A 21586-nucleotide genomic window follows, 5' to 3' on the forward strand; every position below is an offset into this window, starting at 1 on the left:
GCGATCCTACCTGTTTTGTTCTGCTATGACGTTGTCAGCCGTCTTTCGGGCCAAATGGTCAGTTTCCTGCACGGTATCAAGGGTCATTTGGGCATTCTTAAGACATTGTGATGCAACAAGGCGCTCTAACACCTCTTCAACCGCGTCCGCCATTTGCAAGAACCCGATCCGCCCGTCCAAAAACGCGTCCAGCGCGCGCTCCTTGGCGGCGTTAAACACAGCCCCGGCCATACCGCCCGCCTCAAGCACCTCATGCGCCAGCCGCAGTGCCGGATAGCGTACAGGATCAGGGTCGCGAAAGGTCAGCTGGCCGATTTTCGCCAGATCAAGCCGCTCCACCGGCAAGGAATGCCGATGCGGCCAATGCAGCGCATAGCCAATGGCGTGGCGCATATCGGGTGGTCCCACATGCGCCATCAGTGCGCCATCGCGAAACCCAACCAGCGCATGCACCATCGATTCCGGATGAACCAGCACCTCGATCATGTCATGATCACACCCAAAGAACTCTTTGGTCTCAATGACCTCCAATGCCTTATTGAACATCGAGGCCGAGTCGATTGTGATCCGCTGACCCATGTTCCAGTTCGGGTGGCTCGACGCCTGTGCGGGCGTGGCCTTGGCCATGTCGTCAAGGCTCCAATCCCGGAACGCGCCACCGCTGGCAGTGATGATAATGCGCTCAACGGCGCTCATGTCTTCACCGACAAGACCCTGAAATACCGCCGAATGTTCGCTGTCGACCGGCAGGATATGCCCGCCATGCGCGCGCGCCGTTTCCATGATCAACGCACCCGCCGTGACCAGCGATTCCTTGTTGGCCAACGCCAACGTCGCGCCCTGCTCTAACGCTTTCAAACCCGGCGCCAGACCGGCAGCCCCGACAATCGCGCTCATCACCCAATCGGTCGGACGTGTCGCCGCCTCTAACAGTGCTTCAGACCCAGCTGCGGCCTCAACCCCTGATCCCGCCAGCGCGTCACGCAGATCTGGCAGGCGCTTTTCATCCGCCGTCACGGCTATCTCTGCCCGTAAACGAACTGCATCCTGCGCCAACCGGGCGATATTCTGCCCACCGGTCAATGCCACAACGTCGTAACTCTCGGGATCGCGGGCTATCAGGTCGATGGTGTTTTGGCCAATCGATCCGGTTGCTCCAAAAATGGAAACCCGTCTCATACCGCTGGCAATCCCAACGCGGCGCCCATCAAAAGAACAAACAAAGCCGCGCCCAACATGCCGTCAAAGCGATCCAACAGGCCACCATGCCCCGGGATCAGATTGGAACTGTCCTTGATCCCGGCCCAGCGTTTCAACGCGCTTTCCGCGGCGTCCCCCATTTGCGAGGCAAAGGCGGCAAAAACGCTCAGCACCACCAAAGGCGGTCCGCCAAATATGAACCCGACCCCGGCCGCAGCAACCCAGCCCGCGATCGTCCCGGACCATGTTTTCTTGGGGCTGACCTTGGGCCAGAACTTGGGGCCACCAATCAGACGGCCGGCGAAATACCCGGCCACATCCGTAACAACCACCAGGGACACCAGCCAGATGATCCAGTAAGCGCCACGCACATCACGAATGACGACCAAGCCATAACAGGACAAGATCAACGCAGCCGCGTAAACCCCGTAAACCAAACGCGTTTTCTTGAGCTGCGTCGCACCAACAACCGCCACAGCCAGCAAAATCGGAATGATCGTCTGACCCGGAAGGACATCCGTCACCATCAACACAACACCCGCCAGAATTCCCATAGGCAACGCAAAGCGACTTTCGCCACGGTTCATCAATCGTGTGAATTCCCACATCATGCCGCCGCAGATCAAGGCCACCAGTGCATGAAACCAAATCCCGCCGACCCAGATCGCAGCGCCGCCAATGGCCAACATGACAGCTGCAGACCCTAACCTAGCGGGCAAATCACCCCATTTGCCGGGCGTCTTTTCCTGGCCACCGCTCACGCGCTTAATGCACCAAATCTGCGGTCACGGGCGGAATAGGCATCCACCAGCTTGCGGAATTCTTCTTTGGAGAAATCCGGCCATAACGTATCAATAAACTCATATTCGGCATAGGCCGACTGCCACAAAAGAAAGTTCGAAATCCGGGCTTCTCCGCTGGTGCGCACCACCAGATCCGGATCAGGCAACACGCAAGTGTCCAGATATTTGGGCAAAGTTTCTTCGTTCACGTCGTCCGGGTCCAAATGCCCGGCTTTCACATCCTGCGCCAAACGCTGTGTCGCGCGCGCTACTTCATCGCGCCCGCCATAGTTCAGCGCGATGGTCAAATGCACTTCGTCGTTGCCGGCTGTCATTTCTTCCAGCTCATCCATCAGCGCGCGCAGCTTGTCGTCCAGCTTAACGCGATCCCCGATGAACCGCACCCGCACGCCCTCGGCTTTCAAACCACGGGCCTCTTTGCGGATATACTGACGAAACAGGCTCATCAACCCGGCCACTTCGGCCTGTGTCCGTTTCCAGTTTTCTGTCGAGAACCCAAATATGGTCAGATACTGCACGCCCAGCGGTTTGCAGGCACGCACGATTTCTTTCACACGCTTGGCACCCGCATGGTGCCCAAACAACCGAGGCCGCCCCCGGGCCTGCGCCCAACGGCCATTGCCATCCATGATGATGGCCACATGCCGCGGGCCGCGCGGTGAGATGTCCTCGGGCATGTCTTCAGACCTGCATAATTTCGGATTGTTTGTTCTCAAGCGCCGCGTCCACCTGTTTGATGAAATCGTCGGTCATCTCCTGAACTTCGGCTTCCCAGAGCTTCTGGTCGTCTTCCGACATCCCGCCCGCTTTGGCTTTCTTGATCTGGTCCATGCCGTCGCGACGCACGTTGCGCACCGCAACCCGCGCATGTTCGGCATATTGCGCCGCCACACGGGCCAGCTCGGTCCGGCGTTCCTCGTTCAGCTCAGGGATCGGCAGCATCACAATGGTTCCGTTGGTCTGGGGATTGATACCCAACCCGGAATTCATGATCGCCTTTTCCACGGCGCCAACCAGCGACTTGTCCCAGACATTCACCGTCACCATGCGCGGATCAGGTACATTGACCGTTCCCACCTGGTTGATCGGCGTTTTCTGGCCGTATGCGTCCACCATAACCGGCTCAAGCATATTGCCTGAGGCCCGTCCTGTACGCAGTGAGGAAAATTCAGCTTTCAACGCCCCCATTGCGCCGTCCATGCGGCGTGTCAGGTCGTCTGTATCAATTTCAAAGTCATCTTCGGACATGGGATCAGCTCTGTTCTATTATTATTTGACGGTGCCCGGCACCGATACCATCCTGTTACCCGTTTCGCACAGAATTGGCCCGGGATCAAACACAGTTGGGCCTTTTACGCCGGGCAGCAATTTCTCAGCAACCCCAACCCAACTGTTCCGGTCATCGTCAGCTCACTTTGGTATAGGTGCCGCGTCCGGCCAAAATGCCCCGGAACCCGCCCGGTTCATCCAGCGAAAACACAATGATCGGCAGATTGTTGTCACGCGCCAGGGCAATTGCGCTGGCATCCATCACACCCAGCCGCTTGGTCAGGACATCGTCATAGCTGACATTGTCATACCGTACCGCATCGTCAAACTTGACCGGATCTTTATCATACACGCCGTCCACTTTCGTGCCTTTGAAAATCGCCTCACAGGCCATTTCATTGGCGCGCAGCGTCGCGGCAGTATCGGTTGTAAAATATGGATTTCCGGTGCCTGCCGCAAAAATACATACCCGTTTCTTTTCAAGGTGGCGTACAGCACGGCGGCGGATATAGGGCTCACATACCTGATCCATCGGAATGGCCGAGATCACCCGCGTATACACACCGATCTGTTCCAGCGCGGATTGCATCGCCAGCGCGTTCATCACCGTCGCCAGCATGCCCATGTAATCTGCCGTGGTGCGTTCCATTCCCTGAGCTGACCCTTGCAGGCCACGGAAAATGTTACCGCCTCCGATCACCATGCAAATCTCGACGCCAAGGTCGTGCACCGTTTTCACTTCTTCAGCGACCCGTTGAACGGTGGGCGGATTCAGGCCAAAGCCCTGATCTCCCATCAGCGCCTCCCCCGAAATCTTGAGCATCACACGTTTAAAGGTGGTCTCTTTCGGGGCTTCGGCTTCGCTCATGTTGCACTCCATTTGCGCATCGAATTATGATCGCGCGCAAAATGTCGGAAAACGCGGTCAGGTTCAATGCGAGAGTTCTCTTTAATTAATGAAATCGCGTTTCTTTACGCAGCGCCCCGATACCCGGCATGATATTGAAGCTGGACGATATCCCAACTGACAAGCCGGTTCTGATCGCAGGCCCAACCGCCAGCGGCAAAAGCGCACTGGCGCTTGAGATCGCAGAAAACAGCGGCGGCGTGATCGTAAATGCCGATGCGATACAGGTTTACGCCAACTGGCGTGTCCTGACAGCGCGCCCGTCACCCAGCGACGAATCGCGCGCGCCCCATGCGCTTTACGGCCATGTGCCCCATGATGCGGCCTATTCCGTTGGGCATTGGTTGCGCGATGTGGCCCCTCTTTTGACCGGGACAGAGCGACCAATAATTGTCGGCGGCACCGGCCTGTATTTCTCGGCGCTGACACAAGGATTGGCCGAAATACCCCCGACACCAGACGCAATCCGTGAAGAGGCCAACGCGCGGGTGGCAACCGAAGGGTTCGAATCATTGCTGCACGAGCTGGACCCCGACACCACAGCACGAATTGATTGTCTGAACCCGATGCGCGTTCAACGAGCATGGGAGGTTATGCGCGCAACCGGGCGCCCTCTGGCACAGTGGCAGGACAATACGCCACCGCCTTTGCTATCGCCGTCACAGACAACGCCTATTCTGTTTGATGTGGACAAGGATTGGCTGAACGCGCGTATCGAGCGCCGGTTTGATCTGATGCTGGAACAGGATGCCCTTGAAGAAGCTCGTGCAAACCTGCCCGATTGGGACCCCGGCCATCTGTCTGCCAAAGCCATCGGCGCGCCCGAACTGATTGCTCATCTTCAGGGCGAACTGACATTGGAACAGGCCCGTACTCAGGCCACAATTGCGACACGCCAGTTCGCCAAACGTCAGCGCACATGGTTCCGTTCCAAGATGAAGACATGGTTCAAACACCAGCCGGAATCCGCCTGATCTGATCTGTCGAGCTTGTGTAAATTCGACATTTCTGGCACTTTGACTGCCGGAATGGACCGAAAAAATTTACATATCCCGTCATTTATGACGCGTCAGGGCGTGCAACCAAAGCATACAAGCCCTACGGATAGAACGGTGCGCCACCCTGCCCCGGACGCCCCTCTGTCGCAAATCAAAGTTCTGACTCTGGCACAACTCACCAAGGGCGAGCCCTGGTTGCTGGAACAATTACATGTGCGCAATCACCATATCCTGCTGTGGACCACGCGCGGTCAGGGCCGTGTTTTGTTGCACGGGTTGCGACGCGGATTTGGCGCTCATAATGCAGTTTTTATACCGGCCGGAAAATTGCTCGCATTTGAACTGGGTCTTCAGGTTCAGGGTCAGGCGATCCTGATCCCGGATGACGGGCGCGTCACCCTGCCCGACCGCACGCAGCATTTGCGGCTGACCGATGGTCTCGCGCAGGCTGAACTGACCGGCATCTTTGACGCCATGCGCCGAGAATTGCACGAAGACCGCCCGTTTCTGGCCGAAGCTATGAATGCACAGGCGCACCTCATGTCTATCTCGTTGCGCCGACAGGTTCAGACCGCTGGCCCATTGCCCCCGGCCAAGGCTGCCGAACGCATCGTACGCCGTCTCTGCGATCTTCTGGCGCGCGATTTCCGCTCGGGGCAGTCTATGGCCGCCTATGCGGAACAGCTGGACATCACCCCGACGCACCTGACCCGCGTCTGTCGTCAAAGCGCCGGACTGACAGCCGCGGACATGCTGTCGCAAATGATCCAGCACGAAGCGCATTCAATGTTGATCCACACAGATAAGCCCATAAACGAGATTGCCACGGATCTCGGATTTGGCAGCGCCGCCTATTTTACCCGGTTCAGCCAACAGCATTTCGGTCACGCCCCAAGCCAGGTTCGAAAGCGTGCCCAAGGGGCGCGTCCCCTGACCTAATCGCTCCATGCGTCGCCAAAACAGACAAATTCGACATCCCGCATGTCGTTTTTGGACCAATAAATGACGATTGCCACCGTTGACGTGGCGCAAAATCTGTTGCCGAATGAACGTTACAATATTGCCGGACAAATAAAAACAAATGACCGGCGCAAAAGACGACGCTTGTTCAGCGCACACATTGGGACACTCTTGGGAGGGACGTGTTGCCAAACGCCAATCTGACCAGGGCCTTCGGGCCTTTGCAATCAGGCACGCACCCCACCGGCTGCGGCCCGGTAGCTGTTGCAAAATTCGCTGAACACCTCTGAAGCCAGCCGCGCCCTTACCGGGCGATCACGGCGACGCCAACCGACCTTCGATGTGACCACGACCGGTCGGATTGCGGATCGGACCACCAACAGGGAACCACATGGGAAGTTTCATATTAAGGCGGTTTGGATTGATGATAGTCACGGCGCTCTGCCTGACATATATCGTCTTTTTCCTGACCAATCTTTATCCGAACCTTGAAAAACTCGCCAAAACCCAAGGCAACTTCCGCATGTCGGAAGAGGCTGTCGCCAGCTATCTTGGCGATCGCGGGTATCTGCAGGCGACACCTTTGAAATATATGCAATGGCTTGGCGTTCTGCCCGGCTATGTGAAAATCAAAGACGACGGCACCAGACTGGGCAAATGCTTGCGCCCCGGCGTGGTCGCCGAAGACACGCCAACCTATTGCGGCATTCTTCAGGGCGACTGGGGCTTTTCGACTGTGTCCAAGGAACCGGTTGCCAACGTGCTCGGCTCTCGGCTGGCCAATACCGGCAAACTGATGTTCTGGGTCATGGTGGTGATGGTGCCCTCGGCGCTGATCATCGGGGTTCTGGCCGGTATGAACGAAGGCTCCCGAACGGATCGCTCTCTTTCCACCGTCTCGATCCTGTCAACAGCCACACCGGAATACGTGTCAGGCGTCATTTTCATTGCCCTCCTGGCTTCGACCCGACACGGAATTGGCCCGTGGTTGCATGAAATGGGCCTGATCGAAGGCAAAGCGCTGTTCAAAGGCACCGCCAAATCCGCAATGGACAGCGCCAACCTGCAAAACTTCACACTACCTGTGATCACCATCGCGCTTTATGGCATGGGCTATATCGCCCGTATGACCCGCGCCTCGATGGCCGAGGTCATGACAGCGCAATATATCCGCACGGCACGGCTCAAAGGCGTCAGCTTTCACAATATCGTTCTGAAACACGCGCTCAGAAATGCGCTGATCGCGCCGTTTACGGTGATCATGCTGCAATTCCCATGGCTGCTGAATGGTGTGGTGATTGTCGAAACGCTGTTTTCATACTCCGGCTTCGGATGGCAGCTCGTCACAGCTGCCAGCAACAATGACATCGAAATGCTTCTGGCGGTTTCGGTTGTCTCGGTCTTCGTGGTTCTGTTCACGCAGCTGATCTCAGATATCGGCTACGTCTACCTGAACCCGCGCATCCGAATTTCATAAGAAAGGATCTGAGACATGGAACCACTTACATGGACAGGCTCTTTCGGCACCATCATTGATCCGGTGTTTACGCTTGTTGCTTATTTCTTTGTCGCTGCGGTTGTTGTTCAGATCGTTGCCTCATTCGTGCTGGCCCCGGCCAGTGAAACCTTCAACCCCGACGGCACAATCACGCGCGACATGGGCCCCAATGCCCTGATTTCCATGGCGGTGAAATACAGCCTTCTGGCGCTGGTTGCACTTTGCGCTGTCTATTTTCTGGCAGGTATGTTCACCCCCCTTGGCACGGTGGGCATCATTGGCGCGCTGGCAGCGCAATTTTCCCCGGTTTGGATCGCGCTGGTTGTGACCTTCCTTTTGTCGATTACCTACAAACGCAAGCTGGGCCTTTACGGCAAGCTGTTTGACAGCACGGTCGGCATGATTGGTTTTGCACTGCTGATGTTCTGGTTTTACACGGCTGTGTTTGTCGGGCTGTTTGACATGATCGCGGTGCATGATCCGCTGTCGCAATTGTCAGGCATGAAAAACAAACTGCCCGGCACGCCTCTGCGCAGCCCCGAAGACGGTCAGTATCTCTATTACATTCTGGGCGGCGATAATCTTGCCCGGGATGTGTTCAGCCGCATGGTGCACGGGTCGGTCATTGTGATTGTGATCGCGCCCTTTGCCACGTTGTTTGCCTTTATGGTTGGCATCACGCTGGGTCTGCCTGCCGGGTATTTCGGCGGTCGGCTTGACGCTTTGTTGTCGTTCCTTGCCAACCTCGTGCTCGCCTTTCCGGTGATCTTGTTGTTTTACCTACTGGTCACACCGGAAATCGTGGCCACCGGCATCCCGAACTATATGGCGATGGTGCTGTTTGCGTTCCCGATCATCTTTGTCGGCGTGCTGTTAAATTCGCGGTTTTACACCCGGCCAAAACTGCGCACTCCGTTATTGTCTGCGGTGCTTCTGGCGATGTTCTGGTTCTACATGTCAGCCATTTCCGCACCCGGATCCCCGATCAGCGTCCTGCCCGAGGTCATGGACCTGTTTGACATCAACTCAGGCGTCCTTGTCGTGTTTGTGTCGGTGGTCTTTGTAAACTCACCCACAGTGTTCCGCATCGTGCGTGGCCTCGCGCTTGATATCCAGACCCGCGACTATGTCGCCGCGGCCCAAACCCGCGGAGAAGGTCCATGGTACATCATGCTCTGGGAAATCCTGCCCAACGCACGCGGCCCGCTGATCGTCGATTTTTGCCTGCGCATTGGCTACACGACAATCCTTTTGGGTACACTCGGGTTCTTTGGACTGGGCCTGCCACCGGAAAGCCCGGATTGGGGCACAACGATCAATGACGGGCGCAAGCTGTTGTCGATCTATCCCCATCCCGCGCTGGTCCCGGCCTTGTCGCTGCTCAGCCTCGTTCTGGGCCTCAACCTTCTGGCTGATGGCCTGCGCGAAGAAAGCCTGCGCGACTAACTGATTTGATCTGGGGCGGCCCCTGTGCCGCCCCGCCCCACTCACAACACCGGAGACAGGACAAGGTTAACGACGCCAGATCGGACAAGCCCGGACAACAGGACCGACGCGATACCGACACATTACCGACGTTGCACCGAAACCCCTCCGCCGCCCTAAAAGGGAGAACGTTAATGTCAAAGTTGACGGAATATGACGGCCCTATTCTGGAGATCGACAAACTGTCGATTTCCTTCTTTACCCGCCTGCGCGAAATCCCGGCGGTGATGGATTTCTCGGTCAGCGTCCAACCCGGCGAAGCGGTTGGTCTTGTCGGAGAATCCGGTTGTGGCAAGTCCACCGTGGCGCTGGGCGTCATGCAGGATCTGGGCAAGAACGGCAAAATTGTCGGCGGCACCATCAAATTCAAAGGTCGCGACCTCGCCCAGATATCCGAGTCTGAATTACGCGACATACGTGGCAACGAAATTGCCATGATTTATCAAGAGCCTATGGCCTCGCTGAACCCTGCGATGAAGATCGGCAAACAATTGATGGAAGTGCCGATGATCCACGAAGATGTGGACGAAAAAGAGGCCTATGCACGTGCCCTAGAGGTGGTCACAGATGTGCGCCTGCCCGATCCGGAACGCATGCTGAATTCATTCCCGCACCAGCTTTCAGGCGGACAACAACAGCGCATCGTGATTGCCATGGCGCTGATGTCCAAACCGGCGTTGCTGATCCTTGATGAACCCACAACTGCGCTGGACGTCACGGTCGAAGCCGCAGTGGTAGAACTGGTCAAGGATTTGGGAAAAAAGTATGGAACATCAATGCTTTTCATCTCCCACAACCTTGGTCTGGTTCTGGAAACCTGCGACCGTTTATGCGTGATGTATTCCGGCGAAGCGGTCGAACGTGGCAGCATCGAAGACGTGTTCGACAACATGCAACACCCCTACACTCAGGCGCTGTTCCGCTCTATTCCGCTGCCCGGCGCGGACAAAAATGCACGGCCTCTGGTGGCCATTCCCGGCAACTTCCCCCTGCCCCACGAACGCCCGCCCGGATGTAATTTTGGGCCGCGCTGTGATTATTTCGAAGAAGGCCGCTGTGACGCACAAACCATCGAAATGGTGGATGTTCAGGGCGTTGAGCGCCATTCAACCCGCTGTCTGAAATCCGAGGAAATCGACTGGAACGCGCCCATAACCGTTGGTGAACAAAAAGAAAAAGCCGAAGTGGGCGAAGTTGTCTTGTCGATGGACAACCTCAAGAAATACTACGAGGTCGCCGCCAACGCGTTGTTTGGCGGAGGCGAAAAGAAGGTGGTCAAGGCCAACGAAACGCTGTCCTTTGAGGCCCGCGAATCCGAAACATTGGCCATTGTGGGCGAGTCCGGCTGTGGCAAATCCACCTTTGCCAAAGTGTTGATGGGTCTGGAAACCGCGACCGATGGTCAGATTTTGCTGGATGGCAAGAACATCGAACAAACCCCTATTCAGGGCCGCAGCACCCAAACTGTGGCGGATGTTCAGATGGTGTTCCAGAACCCGTTTGATACATTGAACCCATCGATGACAGTTGGGCGTCAGATCATGCGCGCACTGGAAATCTTTGGTATCGGAGACACCGAGGCTGACCGGCGCAAACGTATGTTGGAACTGCTCGATCTGGTCAAACTGCCCCGCGCCTTTGCCGACCGCATGCCGCGCCAATTGTCAGGTGGTCAAAAGCAACGTGTCGGCATTGCCCGTGCCTTTTCCGGTGGTGCGCGCATCGTTGTTGCGGACGAACCTGTGTCCGCGCTTGACGTTTCTGTGCAGGCGGCGGTAACGGATCTCCTGATGGAGATTCAGCGAGAGGAAAAGACGACCCTGCTCTTCATCAGCCACGACCTGTCGATTGTGCGGTATCTCAGTGACCGGGTGATGGTGATGTATCTGGGGCATGTGGTCGAAATGGGCTCAACCGATCAGGTATTCGCCCCGCCCTATCACCCCTATACCGAAGCGTTGCTGTCCGCCGTGCCCATCGCAGACACGTCCATCGAAAAAGAGCACATCGTGCTTGATGGCGATATCCCGTCAGCGATGAACCCGCCGCCGGGCTGCCCTTTTCAGACGCGCTGCCGTTGGAAAACCGAAGTTCCCGGCGAGTTGTGTGATAAAGAAGTTCCGCCTGTCCGTCACCTTGAGGGCGACCATCAGGTCAAATGCCATCTGGACGATGACGTCCTGGCCCGCATGACTCCGGTCATCAAAATCGCGGCGGAGTAAGCAACGCAAAAGAAAATCAAGAACAAAGACGCTTGCACGACCGGCGAGGGTCTTTTGATGATGTGACCTGCAATGCCCATGAAATTGTCTCGCATTGCAAAGCTTGGCGAATTTTTTTCGTGCCAGGTTAAAGGGGGCGCCTGAAAGAAACTGTCATAAGGCCGCTCCAACACATTCGCCCATGATCGTGCGACGGAAAATGCTTTTCGAGCCGTAATACTCTTGAATCCAGTTTGATCCTGCGGCCCGAAACTTCGCAAAATATCGCCATCATATATTGCCGAACCGTCAATCAGACCCCAACGAACGGAGCAAGAATATTGACCCATATAGCCACACTCACCATGGCCGCTTGTGTGGTGATCACCACCGGTTCAGCTGCTTTGGCTCATGACGATCACTGCAATGCCATCAAGAGTTCAGTGGCGGACGCGGGCTTTGACGGTCACGTGCGAGTCACCTGTAACAACAGTCACGCAATCATTCGCTCCGATACTTACCCCGACCATGAAAAGATGACGGGCATTGTCGGAACAAACGAACAGGTCCCTGTTCCCGCCGACTACGCCGCGCCTATTCTTTTGTCTCCGACCCTCGGTACATCGCCGCTAACCCGCGACGCGGCATTGGGTGTCGCCGTCAATGGCGTGCCAATCTATGACTACACAGCGGGTGGCGAAATGAGTCAGGCTGACCTTGCGCACCATCAGAAACGACACGATACGGTTCAGACCCAACAGCTTGATGTCTGCGGTGGTCATGCAGGGCGCGGCGATGACTATCACTATCACGCAAAACCGACGTGCATGATCGATCAGATGGCAAATGCCGGAGACGACGCAATCATCGGCTGGGCATTTGACGGCTTTCCGATTTATGGTGACAACAACCCGGATGGGTCCAAGATTTCCAAGGGCGATCTTGACGTCTGCAATGGGCAAACTGACGACACGTTTGGCTATCGCTACCACACTTCGGCAGATGCGCCCTATATCGTTCAATGCCTGATGGGCGCGGTAGCCAATTTTGACCGATTGCCCCGCGTGCCTCCTCTTGCCACGGCAAGCAAGCGCGGTTCCAAACCGGGGAGACCACCACAAGGTGGGGTCAAAAATCTTGTCTTTACGGAGAATGAAGATGGCAGCCGAAGCATGGACTACACTTATAATGGCAAGGATCACTACATTCGCTACACACCTTCCGGCAAGGCAGGTTGTTATAACTTTACGACAAATACAGTCACGAACGGAAGCGAGATAAAGACAGGTGAATACTGTCGGAGATGACGCCACAGGACAAGCTTGATCGGTAATTCACACGCGATCAATGAGCGATCTATTTACTTTGCGAGACCTTCGTTCGAACCAGAGGAATGCCTTCATTCCAGACGTACAACGCATTGATCGCGCCCAAATTGGACGCGATCAACAAGATTTCAAGTACATTTGTAGATCCCCGGACAGCGCGCGTCGCTGGACGGGACCACTTACACCTGACTAGGCAACCAAAGAACAATCCATGGGAATGTCACCAGCAAAGCAATTGTGATGGCATCCGCGATAAAGAACGGTGTGACGCCTTTGAACACGTCCTGCACGCTCAGATCATCACGTACCCCGGCCACAACAAAACAGTTCAGCCCAATCGGCGGCGTGATCAGACAGAACTCGGCCATCTTCACCACCAGAATACCAAACCAGATCGCACACATCGGACCGCTCATGCCAAAGGTGCTTTCTGCCGCGGACACCGCTTCACCACCGTTCAGCGCCATCACCGCAGGATACACCACAGGCAATGTCAGCAACAGCATTCCAATCGCGTCCATGAACATGCCCAGCACCGCGTAAGCCAGCAGAATGCAGACAAGGATTACCATAGGCGACATCGTCAGCGATGTGATCCAATCCGAAAAGGCGCTTGGCAAATTGGCAAACCCCAGAAACCGCACATAAATCAGAACACCCCAGATGATGGTGAAAATCATCACGCTCAGCTTAGCCGTTTCCAGCAACGCGTCCTTGAGTTCGCTCCACCGCATGCCCTGAAACACCGCCATCACGAACACGACAAATGCTCCGATAGCGCCGCCTTCAGTGGGTGTACCCCATGCGTCGCCGCCAAATGGGTTATAGACGAAAAAGATGATGGTCACGACAACAAACACAATCGGTAGCGCCGGTGGCAGGGCCGCAAACCGCTCTTTCCACGTAAACCCGGTCACGGGCGGGCCAAACCCTTTGATTGTCACGGCCATGCCGATGATCAACAAACCGTAAATCACCGCCGAAAACGCTCCGGGAATAAAGCCGGCCAACAACAGCTTGCCGACATCCTGTTCCACGATGATCGCATAGATAACAAGGATCGCCGACGGGGGGATCAATGACGCCAATGTGCCACCTGCGGCCACAACACCCGCAGCGAAACGTTTATCATATCCGATCTTGAGCATTTCCGGGATGGCGATACGGGCAAACACGGCAGAGGTCGCCACCGATGCACCTGACACAGCCGCAAAACCGGCCGTGGCAAATACTGTCGACACGGCCAGCCCGCCCGGCACCCATGCCAACCAACGTTTAGCCGCCTCAAACAAGGCTTTGGTCAGACCTGCGTAATAGGCCAGATAGCCAATCAGGATAAAGGTTGGGATCAATGACAAGGCCTGACTGGAAATCTTGGAATGCGGCACCTGCCCGGCGGTTTTAACGGCCACGGTCAGGGCTTGACCAAACCGGCCCGGATCATATCCAAACTTGGCCCAGAATATCCAGATCAGCCCAATCATGCCCGCCATACCAGCAGCAAAGGCCACGCGCATTCCCAACACAACAAGAACAAGCATGCCAGCCGAGACGACCAGTCCAATTTCAATCGGTTCCATCTGTCTTGTCCTTAATTATCGCTGCCCGAGACATGCTCGGCTTCCATCGCGGCCTGCGTGGCAGCGTCCGCCACCAAAGGCACCGCAATCGGTGTTTCGTCATTGCGCAGAAACGCGCGGGCATAGGCCCACAGCTGAAGCGCCAGTCGCACGCACAACACGCCAAACGCCACAGGCGCCAGCAATTTGGCGGGCCAAAGCGGCAACGCAATGTCCATCGAGCTGTCACGGCTCCACATCGGGGCGCTGAAATCAAAACTGCGTTCGAAATGCGCCCAGCTTCCCCACACCAACAGGATCATCAATCCGAAGATTGCCAATGTGGTAATGAATTCAACCAGGTACAGCGGTCGTCCTTTTAAGGCGCCGACCAACATATCCATGCGGATATGTCCGCCATCGCGCTGGGCATAAGCGATCCCCATGAACGCGATCAACGGCATTGCCTGTTCGATCCAGTCCACATATCCCGGCAACGGCGCATTCAGAACATTGCGCCCACCAACAGAAGCGACCGCCATAATCATGAGCGAAAACACTGCCAACCCACTGACCAATGCCAGCCAGCCTTCTAAGACGTAAAGACGTTTATCAAGTTTGCTAAGAGTGCTGTCATCCGACAGCACGAGCGACGAGCCTGCCATGCGAGCCTCCGTCAGATTTTTCAGAAAAGAAAGAGTGGCGCCGCAATTTGAGCGGCGCCAGGTTTCGACATTACATCGATTCAGCGATCATGCCGGTCACAAGGTCATACAGCTCTTGTGCGGGCAAACCACGTTTGTTGTTGTCTTCAATCCAGGCGGCGGCAGCGGGTGCTGCGGCGGCCTCTTTAAAGGCAGCAATTTCAGAATCGGCAAAGGTCACTTGTTCAATACCGCGTTCATCCAGTGCAGGACCCCACGCAGACATAGTCTTGGTGTTGTAGTTGTCGACGTAATAATCCAGCGATTCCTGCACTGATCCCAACAACGCTTCGCGGTGGTCATCAGACAGATAGTCCAGCGCGTCTGTGTTGACCACAACCGGGCAGTTCACTGTGCCGGGGTTCAGGTTGGTCGTCCACCACGTGCCGTTTTCGATTGTGCCAAAAGACATATGCGCATGCGGCGCAAAGGCAACAGCCTTGACGATCCCACTGTCCATCGCCTGTCGCACCTCAGAGGCTGACATCGACGTCGGTACGGCACCCACGGTTTCCATCGCTTTACCAATCCCGCCGGTGGCACGCACGCTCAGCCCTTCGAAATCATCCAGCGTGGCGGGCGCATCGCCGCCGCCTACAAGGTTATACTGTGGTAATGGCGACGGCATCAGCAATGTCGCGTTCCAACGCGCCATGTCTTTGATTGTTGCAGGGTGCTGATAGACAGCCATCGACAGTTCGATTTCCTGCTCCAGAGAGCTCACACCAAGAAACGGCAATTCCAAAACGGTGATCGATGGGTTTTTGTCGCGGTGATACCCGGCACAAAACTGCGCCATTTCAAATGCACCAATTGAAATCCCGTCAAGGTTTTCACGGTTCTTTGACAGACCACCATAGCTGATGTTCAGCGTGAAATCGCCATTGGTTTTTTCGCTCACCAACTCGGCCAACTTTTCGACATGCTCCGTAAACGCGCGGCGCTTGCCCCAAACGGAAACATTCCACTCTGTGGCCATGGCCTCGGTCGCGAATGCAAGTGTAAGGGCTGCAATGGCCGTCCGACTCATTAGGTTACGCATAATAATCCTCCCGAATGCGTATTATGTAGATGCCCGCCACCATGGTGAGAGAAACGCGACCTGACTATGAAGGAAATTGCGTGGATCAGTGTTAGCGGTCTGCGGAAATCCGCAGAGACGTTTGGCGCTATAAAAGCGCTTGCTTATCCAGCCCCAATTTAACGATTTTTTCGTTCAACGTACGCCGCCCGATCCCCAACGCTTCTGCAGCCGCCTCCATACGCCCGTCATGTGCCTTTACCGCCTTACCGATCAATTCCCGCTCAAACGCAGCAACCGCCTCGCGCAGCGTGTCCGGTACGTCATCAGGATGCGGGTCGGAACGAATGGCAATGGCCATATTGCCTGTTCCCCGGCGCGCCTGCAGTACCCGGCGTTCACATACATTGCGCAATTCGCGCACGTTGCCCGGCCAGTCATGCGCCATCAGCGCCAGCAGATCGTCATGGCTTATCTCCGGGACGCTCGTATTATGAACGCGCGCATATTCGCCTAGAAAATGCGACGTCAGCAGGGTCAGATCATCCCGACGCTGACGCAATGGCGGCAGAGACAGAACAAACGTGTTGATACGAAACAGAAAATCCTGTCGCATTGTGCCTTCCTGCACCGCTTGACCGACGTCGATATTGGTGGCGGACACAATTCTCAGACGAACCGAAACCGGAGCAAACCCTCCAACAGGCAACACCTGCCCGTCCTCGATCACTCGCAATAATTTGGCCTGTACATCCGGCGCGCATGATCCGACCTCATCAAGAAACAATGTGCCACCTGACGCACGCACAAGACGACCGTCGCTTTGCCCCTGCACACCAAACATCTCTGCTTCAAACGTATCACTGGACAGAGCCGCGCAGTTTAACGCCAGAAACGGGCGGTCCGAACGCGCGCTTAAATCGTGCAACGCGCGCGCCACGAGTTCTTTGCCGGTACCCGTTTCACCTTCGATCAGGATTGGGGTATCGGTCGACGCAAGGTCCAGGATTTCGTGACGCAGTTCTGAAACCGCATCCGTTTTCCCCAGCAACACGCGATCAAGCCCGGACAGCTGAAACAACCGTTTCTTAAGCAGATCGTTACTCTCCCGCATTCTCGATTTTTCTGCCGCATGAGTAAGAATGGTTAGCAAACGTCTGGGATCATAGGGTTTTTCAACGAAACTATATGCCCCGCCCTGAATGGCCTGTACCGCCATGGGGATATCGCCATGTGCCGAAATCAACACCAACGGCGGCGCCTGCATCGGTTTGAGCCGCGCCAGCAAATCCAAACCCGACATGCCCGGCATGCGCACATCCGACAGCACAACATCCGGCGACATCTCTGCCAGTTTTTCCAACGCCACTTCTGCGCGCGCCACAGCCAGGGCCGCCCAGCCTGCCGCTTCCAGCAGCACCACAAGAGACTGGCGCATGCTTTTGTCATCATCAACAATCAGAATGGAATACGGGTTTTCAGAGGTCATCCGTCATCGTCTTTCTCTGCGCCGCCCGCAGGCATGCTGACTCGGAACACGGCACCTCCCTTATCGGAATTGCGGGCTGTCATACAGCCTTCGTGATCCTTGATAATGTTGGCCGATATCGCAAGGCCAAGCCCCATTCCCTGCCCGCTTTCCCGTGTTGTCACAAATGGCTCCTGAAGTTCGGACAAGGTCGCGGGGCCCAACCCGTGGCCGCTATCTTCAATCTCAAACCAAACTTGTGCCTTGGCATGCCCCATCCTGATCCACAGACATGGTTCGTCGCTATCCTCCAGCGCATCCACCGCATTGCGCACAAGGTTGGTCATGACCTGTTCGATCCGCAATCTGCTCCCCCGGATCAGGACAGGCGTGTCAGGGGCTTCAACCGTGACCTGAACACCTGTGTCTTCAATATTTGAACTCAACAAACCCAAAGCGACCCGCATAGCGTCACGCAAGTCCACTTTTTCAAACGGCTCGTTGCCCGAGGTCGCGAAAAACTTCAGCTGTCGGGTAATCCCTTCCATCCTGTCCACTAGCGCGCCCACCGGTTCCGTTACAGCCGCCGCCCCCTGACCGCTCATTTCAGCTGCAGCGAGATGGTTGCGCATTGCGGCGATCGGCTGTCCCAACTCATGTGTGACCGACGCCGACAATTGACCCAACGCTGCCAGCCGACTGGCGCGCTCCAGTTCGCTTTGCGCCCGTTTCAGTCGGCGTTCTGCGGTTTTGCGTTCGGAAATTTCCACCGCCAACTGAGTATTCGAGACACGCAACTGCGCCTCTTCCTGCTCGGCCCGCTTCAGCGCCCGACCGATACGTTGTGCCCGCTGCACCTGAAACAGGATCAGCAAAGACCCCGCCGCCAAGACCACAACTGCAGTTGCCAACCAACTGCGCGCGACAACCCTGTCGTCGCTGGCAAAATAATGCAGTTCCCAATCATGCGGCAAATCCGACGTCGCAAGATGCAACCGTTCGTCCCCGCCAATCTGCGCCCGCGCGCCTGAACGCAATGACCAGTCCAACAGGGGCAGATCCTGACTGCCAAATTGACGCGACGCCCGGATCTCTTTCTTTTTATCGTCTGAAAGCGGTCGCAACACGCGGTATTGCCAGTCCGGATTCGTCGCCAACATGACCACACCATCCTGATTGGCCAAAATCACCTGTTCGCCGCCAACACGCCAGCTTTCTTCCAGATCGGAGAGGCTTGTCTTGATTACAATCACGCCAAGCGTTTCTTGGCCCGGCCCCTGCACGGCATCGGCAATGAAATATCCCGGTTGACCAGTGGTGGACCCAATCGCATAAAATCGGCCCTGTTCACCTGTCAAAGCCTGTTTGAAATAGGGACGAAACGCATAATTGTGGCCAACAAAGCTTGAAGGCTTCGCGTAATTAGAGGCAGCAATGGTGACCCCGTCCAACGACACCAGGTAGATCGCATCCAGCCCGGCCTGATCGGCAAATTCTTCCAGTCTCGCATTCAGTGGTCCGGTCCCGGCGCCCGCCGCCGCATCGATCACAAATGGATCACGCGCCAATATATGTGTCAGATGTGCAAAACGCCCCATCTCGGCCACGACAGCGTTGCGATAAACCGTAAGACGACCTTCCGACTTGCTTAATTCTTCGGTCGCAAAATAGCCGAACGAGACACGATAGATCAGCACTCCGATCAGTATCGTTGCGGCAATGGACAATATGAGAGGTTTGCGCAGCATGAGCCCTTTTGGCGAAAAGCACCGTTTGACGCAAAACTACTCAATAGACCGGGGGGTGTGAATGCCTGAATCATTGTCATACGTTCTGGCGCGCCACATTTCACAAAGCTTGCCAAGGGCGTGGGGGATTCCTATGGTCCCCGTATGTCCCGTTTTGCCCCCCTCCCCGATCCGCCCTACTACGCCGTCATTTTCACAGCTCAACGCACCGAAGGTGATTTCGGATATGGGGCCATGGCCGACCAGATGGGTGAAATGGCCGCCCAGCAACCAGGTTATCTGGGTGACGAATCCACACGCGACGATCAGGGTTTCGGCATCACCGTCAGCTACTGGCGTGACGAGGAAAGTTTGGTGAACTGGAAAGACGTCGCCAATCACCTACTGGCTCAGAAACTCGGCAAGACCCGCTGGTATTCGTATTATACCGTGCGGATCGCCAAGGTTGAGCGCGCCTATAGCGGCCCGGATGATCGTTAAGGCCTAGTCTTCCAACAGATGCTCGTACCGCGCATCTGTCAGCGTCTTCATAAATGCCACCAGCGCGTCAATCCGGTTATCTTCAAGTGCCGGTCCTTCGGTCAGTTCTGAAACCGAAAGAGTTTTGAAAACTTCGGGCAAACGCCACGTCTTACCGGTTTCCGGGTTGATCTGGCGTGCTTTGGATTTTGAATTGTACTTGTTGTAAAATAGGATAACTGTCCGCAAATCTTGAAACACACCATTGTGCATGTACGGGCCCGTGACCGCGACATTCCTCAGGGTTGGTACTTTGAAACGGCCTTCCTCTGCCGGGTGATCCACGCCCGGGTTTTGCAACAATCCCTGATCCACAGCGCCATCCCCAACACCGTTTACCGATCGGGCCAGGGTGTTCACCGGAACACCGATATTGTGGTATTCATAGTTGGAAAACGTTTCCTGCGGATCAACCGGCGACGTTTTAAGCTGATGACACAGATTGCAGTTGGTAAATTGCGGTGAAAAGAACAGCACGCGGCCAAGCTCTTCTTGTTTGGTTAGCATGACTTCGCCACGCAGATACCGGTCGTATTTTGAATCAAACGGTGCAAACAGCGCTGTGCGTTCGAACGCGGCAATGGCTTGCGTCATTCCATCATAGGCCGCATCTGCATTCTGCATCACATGCGCACCGAACATCGCCTCAAACGACTGAATATAAAATGGATTTTCCTGCAATCGTGCCAGCACACTGGCCTTGTCCGGCATCCCCATTTCAATTGGATTCAATGGTGGCCCGCCGGCCTGATCTTCCAGCGTCGCGGCGCGCCCGTCCCAGAACATGCCGCCTACGTATTTACCTGCATCGTTACGGTAAAAAGATGGCGTAAAGGCCGCATAACTTGCCGTCGGCGCGCTGCGATCCCCCAGCGATGCGCCATCATCCCCCAAAGAGACTGCGCGCCCGGCATCGGTTTCGCGCGGATCGGCAAACCCGTATTCAGGATCATGACAGGTTGCACAGGCTTGTGTGCGATTGGCTGACAAGTTCACATCAAAAAACAACGCCTCGCCCAGCTCTGCCAGCGCGGGCTGGTCCGGATCTGCCACGCAGGTTCCCGCCGCAATTATCATACCGGCGCAAGCGGCAAAAAAACGTGTCATGTAGTCTCTCCAAACGTCATTTACGCGCACAGACATAACCGCGCCTTGTGCGTGCTGAATTGACCCACATCAAATTCTGATAGTTTTAGTCGGAATTACAAGCCCAAAATGACTTTGACGTAATTCTGAGTTTCCTTATAGGGCGGAACACCCCCATATTTTGCCACAGCCTGAGGCCCGGCATTATAAGCCGCAAGCGCCAGACGCCATGACCCAAACTTGCGATATTGTTGGCTCAGATACCGCGCGCCACCTTCAAGGTTTTGCTTTGGGTCCAACGGATCAACCCTCAGAACCCGCGCTGTTTCCGGCATCAACTGCGCCAATCCCAATGCACCCTTGTGCGATTTCGCGTTGGCATTCCAACCCGATTCCTGTTGCACCAGTTTCAGAAACAAATCTGCCGGCACCCCATGCAGCAACGCCGCCTGACGCGCCATAGCCAGATACGGGCCTTTGTATTTGCCTTTGTAGCTGCCATCGCCCCACTTGGACGGCGTATAAATCGGTGTCGGCTTCAATCGTACTGAATTTTTATACTGTTGCGACGCCCGTCCATCCAAAACCTTGGTCTGGTTCTTGAACAATCTGGATTGATTCTTGCTGGAAAGCGTGCTTTGCGCCAGCGCTGGAGAAACTGCCAGCATGGTCACTATAACCGCACCAATTACTGTCCGAGACATCACTGTATTGCCTGCCCTACCCACGTTTTGCGGCGTATATACCATTTTTTGGCGATAAAGCCAGAATATCCGCACGCTTTGGCTTTTGACGGCTGATTTTTGCCGCGCCTGACATCTCAAACTGTGGG

The 21586-nt window shown here is 55.7% G+C and carries 19 protein-coding genes; 7 read left to right on the forward strand and 12 right to left on the reverse strand.

The genetic code is table 11. From position 1 onward, the window contains the following. Window positions 1-6 precede the first annotated feature (6 nt). The 5 genes from dxr to pyrH form a co-directional block, all read right to left on the reverse strand. Window positions 7-1179, reverse strand: a complete 1173-nt coding sequence (gene dxr, locus ABJI08_RS03380) for a 1-deoxy-D-xylulose-5-phosphate reductoisomerase (RefSeq protein WP_348400410.1) — start codon at window positions 1177-1179, stop codon at window positions 7-9. Then, a complete protein-coding gene (locus ABJI08_RS03385) occupies window positions 1176-1961 on the reverse strand; it encodes a phosphatidate cytidylyltransferase (protein ID WP_348400411.1) in 786 nt (261 codons plus the stop codon). The genes dxr and ABJI08_RS03385 overlap by 4 nt, the downstream gene beginning before the upstream one ends. Next, window positions 1958-2680: an isoprenyl transferase gene (locus ABJI08_RS03390; RefSeq protein ID WP_348400412.1), complete on the reverse strand. Its 723-nt coding sequence runs from the start codon at window positions 2678-2680 to the stop codon at window positions 1958-1960. Before ABJI08_RS03390 ends, ABJI08_RS03385 begins: the two co-directional genes overlap by 4 nt. 4 nt (window positions 2681-2684) lie before the next feature. After that, the gene (gene frr, locus ABJI08_RS03395; protein ID WP_348400413.1) at window positions 2685-3251 is read right to left on the reverse strand and encodes a ribosome recycling factor; all 567 of its coding nucleotides are present in this window, start codon (window positions 3249-3251) and stop codon (window positions 2685-2687) included. Between the two features lie 157 nt (window positions 3252-3408). Continuing rightward, window positions 3409-4140 carry a UMP kinase gene (gene pyrH, locus ABJI08_RS03400; RefSeq protein WP_348400414.1) on the reverse strand — a complete coding sequence of 244 codons (732 nt, stop codon included), beginning with the start codon at window positions 4138-4140 and terminating at the stop codon, window positions 3409-3411. Between the two features lie 128 nt (window positions 4141-4268). On the opposite strand from pyrH, the gene miaA reads away from it, so the two are divergent. The 6 genes from miaA (at window position 4269) to ABJI08_RS03430 (ending at window position 12628) form a co-directional block, all read left to right on the forward strand. After that, window positions 4269-5153 carry a tRNA (adenosine(37)-N6)-dimethylallyltransferase MiaA gene (miaA, locus tag ABJI08_RS03405; protein WP_348400415.1) on the forward strand — a complete coding sequence of 295 codons (885 nt, stop codon included), beginning with the start codon at window positions 4269-4271 and terminating at the stop codon, window positions 5151-5153. Window positions 5154-5291: 138 nt separating this feature from the next. Then, on the forward strand, window positions 5292-6116 hold the full coding sequence (locus tag ABJI08_RS03410) for an AraC family transcriptional regulator (protein WP_348400416.1): 825 nt from the start codon (window positions 5292-5294) through the stop codon (window positions 6114-6116). Window positions 6117-6528: 412 nt separating this feature from the next. After that, a complete protein-coding gene (locus ABJI08_RS03415; protein WP_348400417.1) occupies window positions 6529-7614 on the forward strand; it encodes an ABC transporter permease in 1086 nt (361 codons plus the stop codon). A gap of 15 nt (window positions 7615-7629) precedes the next feature. Next, complete coding sequence (locus ABJI08_RS03420; RefSeq protein WP_348400418.1) at window positions 7630-9081, forward strand: ABC transporter permease; 1452 nt, start codon at window positions 7630-7632, stop codon at window positions 9079-9081. A gap of 173 nt (window positions 9082-9254) precedes the next feature. Beyond that, complete coding sequence (locus ABJI08_RS03425) at window positions 9255-11342, forward strand: ABC transporter ATP-binding protein (RefSeq protein ID WP_348400419.1); 2088 nt, start codon at window positions 9255-9257, stop codon at window positions 11340-11342. 320 nt (window positions 11343-11662) lie between these two features. Then, window positions 11663-12628, forward strand: a complete 966-nt coding sequence (locus ABJI08_RS03430; protein WP_348400420.1) for a YHYH protein — start codon at window positions 11663-11665, stop codon at window positions 12626-12628. A 200-nt stretch (window positions 12629-12828) separates the two neighbouring features. Here the strand turns inward: ABJI08_RS03430 and ABJI08_RS03435 are convergent, their stop codons facing one another. From ABJI08_RS03435 to ABJI08_RS03455, 5 genes are all read right to left on the reverse strand, one after another. After that, window positions 12829-14229: a TRAP transporter large permease gene (locus tag ABJI08_RS03435; protein WP_348400421.1), complete on the reverse strand. Its 1401-nt coding sequence runs from the start codon at window positions 14227-14229 to the stop codon at window positions 12829-12831. 11 nt (window positions 14230-14240) lie between these two features. Further along, window positions 14241-14873 carry a TRAP transporter small permease gene (locus ABJI08_RS03440; protein ID WP_348400422.1) on the reverse strand — a complete coding sequence of 211 codons (633 nt, stop codon included), beginning with the start codon at window positions 14871-14873 and terminating at the stop codon, window positions 14241-14243. A 70-nt stretch (window positions 14874-14943) separates the two neighbouring features. Next, window positions 14944-15954 (reverse strand): C4-dicarboxylate ABC transporter substrate-binding protein, encoded by a 1011-nt coding sequence (locus tag ABJI08_RS03445; RefSeq protein WP_348400423.1) that lies wholly within the window; start codon window positions 15952-15954, stop codon window positions 14944-14946. 127 nt (window positions 15955-16081) lie between these two features. Then, window positions 16082-17422: a sigma-54 dependent transcriptional regulator gene (locus ABJI08_RS03450; protein ID WP_348400424.1), complete on the reverse strand. Its 1341-nt coding sequence runs from the start codon at window positions 17420-17422 to the stop codon at window positions 16082-16084. Further along, a complete protein-coding gene (locus ABJI08_RS03455; RefSeq protein ID WP_348400425.1) occupies window positions 17419-19149 on the reverse strand; it encodes an ATP-binding protein in 1731 nt (576 codons plus the stop codon). Before ABJI08_RS03455 ends, ABJI08_RS03450 begins: the two co-directional genes overlap by 4 nt. Before the next feature lie 144 nt (window positions 19150-19293). On the opposite strand from ABJI08_RS03455, the gene ABJI08_RS03460 reads away from it, so the two are divergent. Further along, window positions 19294-19629: an antibiotic biosynthesis monooxygenase gene (locus tag ABJI08_RS03460; RefSeq protein ID WP_348400426.1), complete on the forward strand. Its 336-nt coding sequence runs from the start codon at window positions 19294-19296 to the stop codon at window positions 19627-19629. 3 nt (window positions 19630-19632) lie between these two features. Here the strand turns inward: ABJI08_RS03460 and ABJI08_RS03465 are convergent, their stop codons facing one another. Together ABJI08_RS03465 and ABJI08_RS03470 are read right to left on the reverse strand one after the other, a co-directional pair. Then, complete coding sequence (locus ABJI08_RS03465; protein WP_348400534.1) at window positions 19633-20745, reverse strand: cytochrome c peroxidase; 1113 nt, start codon at window positions 20743-20745, stop codon at window positions 19633-19635. Between the two features lie 125 nt (window positions 20746-20870). Next, on the reverse strand, window positions 20871-21458 hold the full coding sequence (locus tag ABJI08_RS03470) for a lytic transglycosylase domain-containing protein (protein ID WP_348400427.1): 588 nt from the start codon (window positions 21456-21458) through the stop codon (window positions 20871-20873). Window positions 21459-21586: the final 128 nt, after the last annotated feature.

The organism is Shimia sp., assembly GCF_039969785.1.
In the GTDB taxonomy this organism is placed as follows: Bacteria; Pseudomonadota; Alphaproteobacteria; order Rhodobacterales; family Rhodobacteraceae; genus Shimia.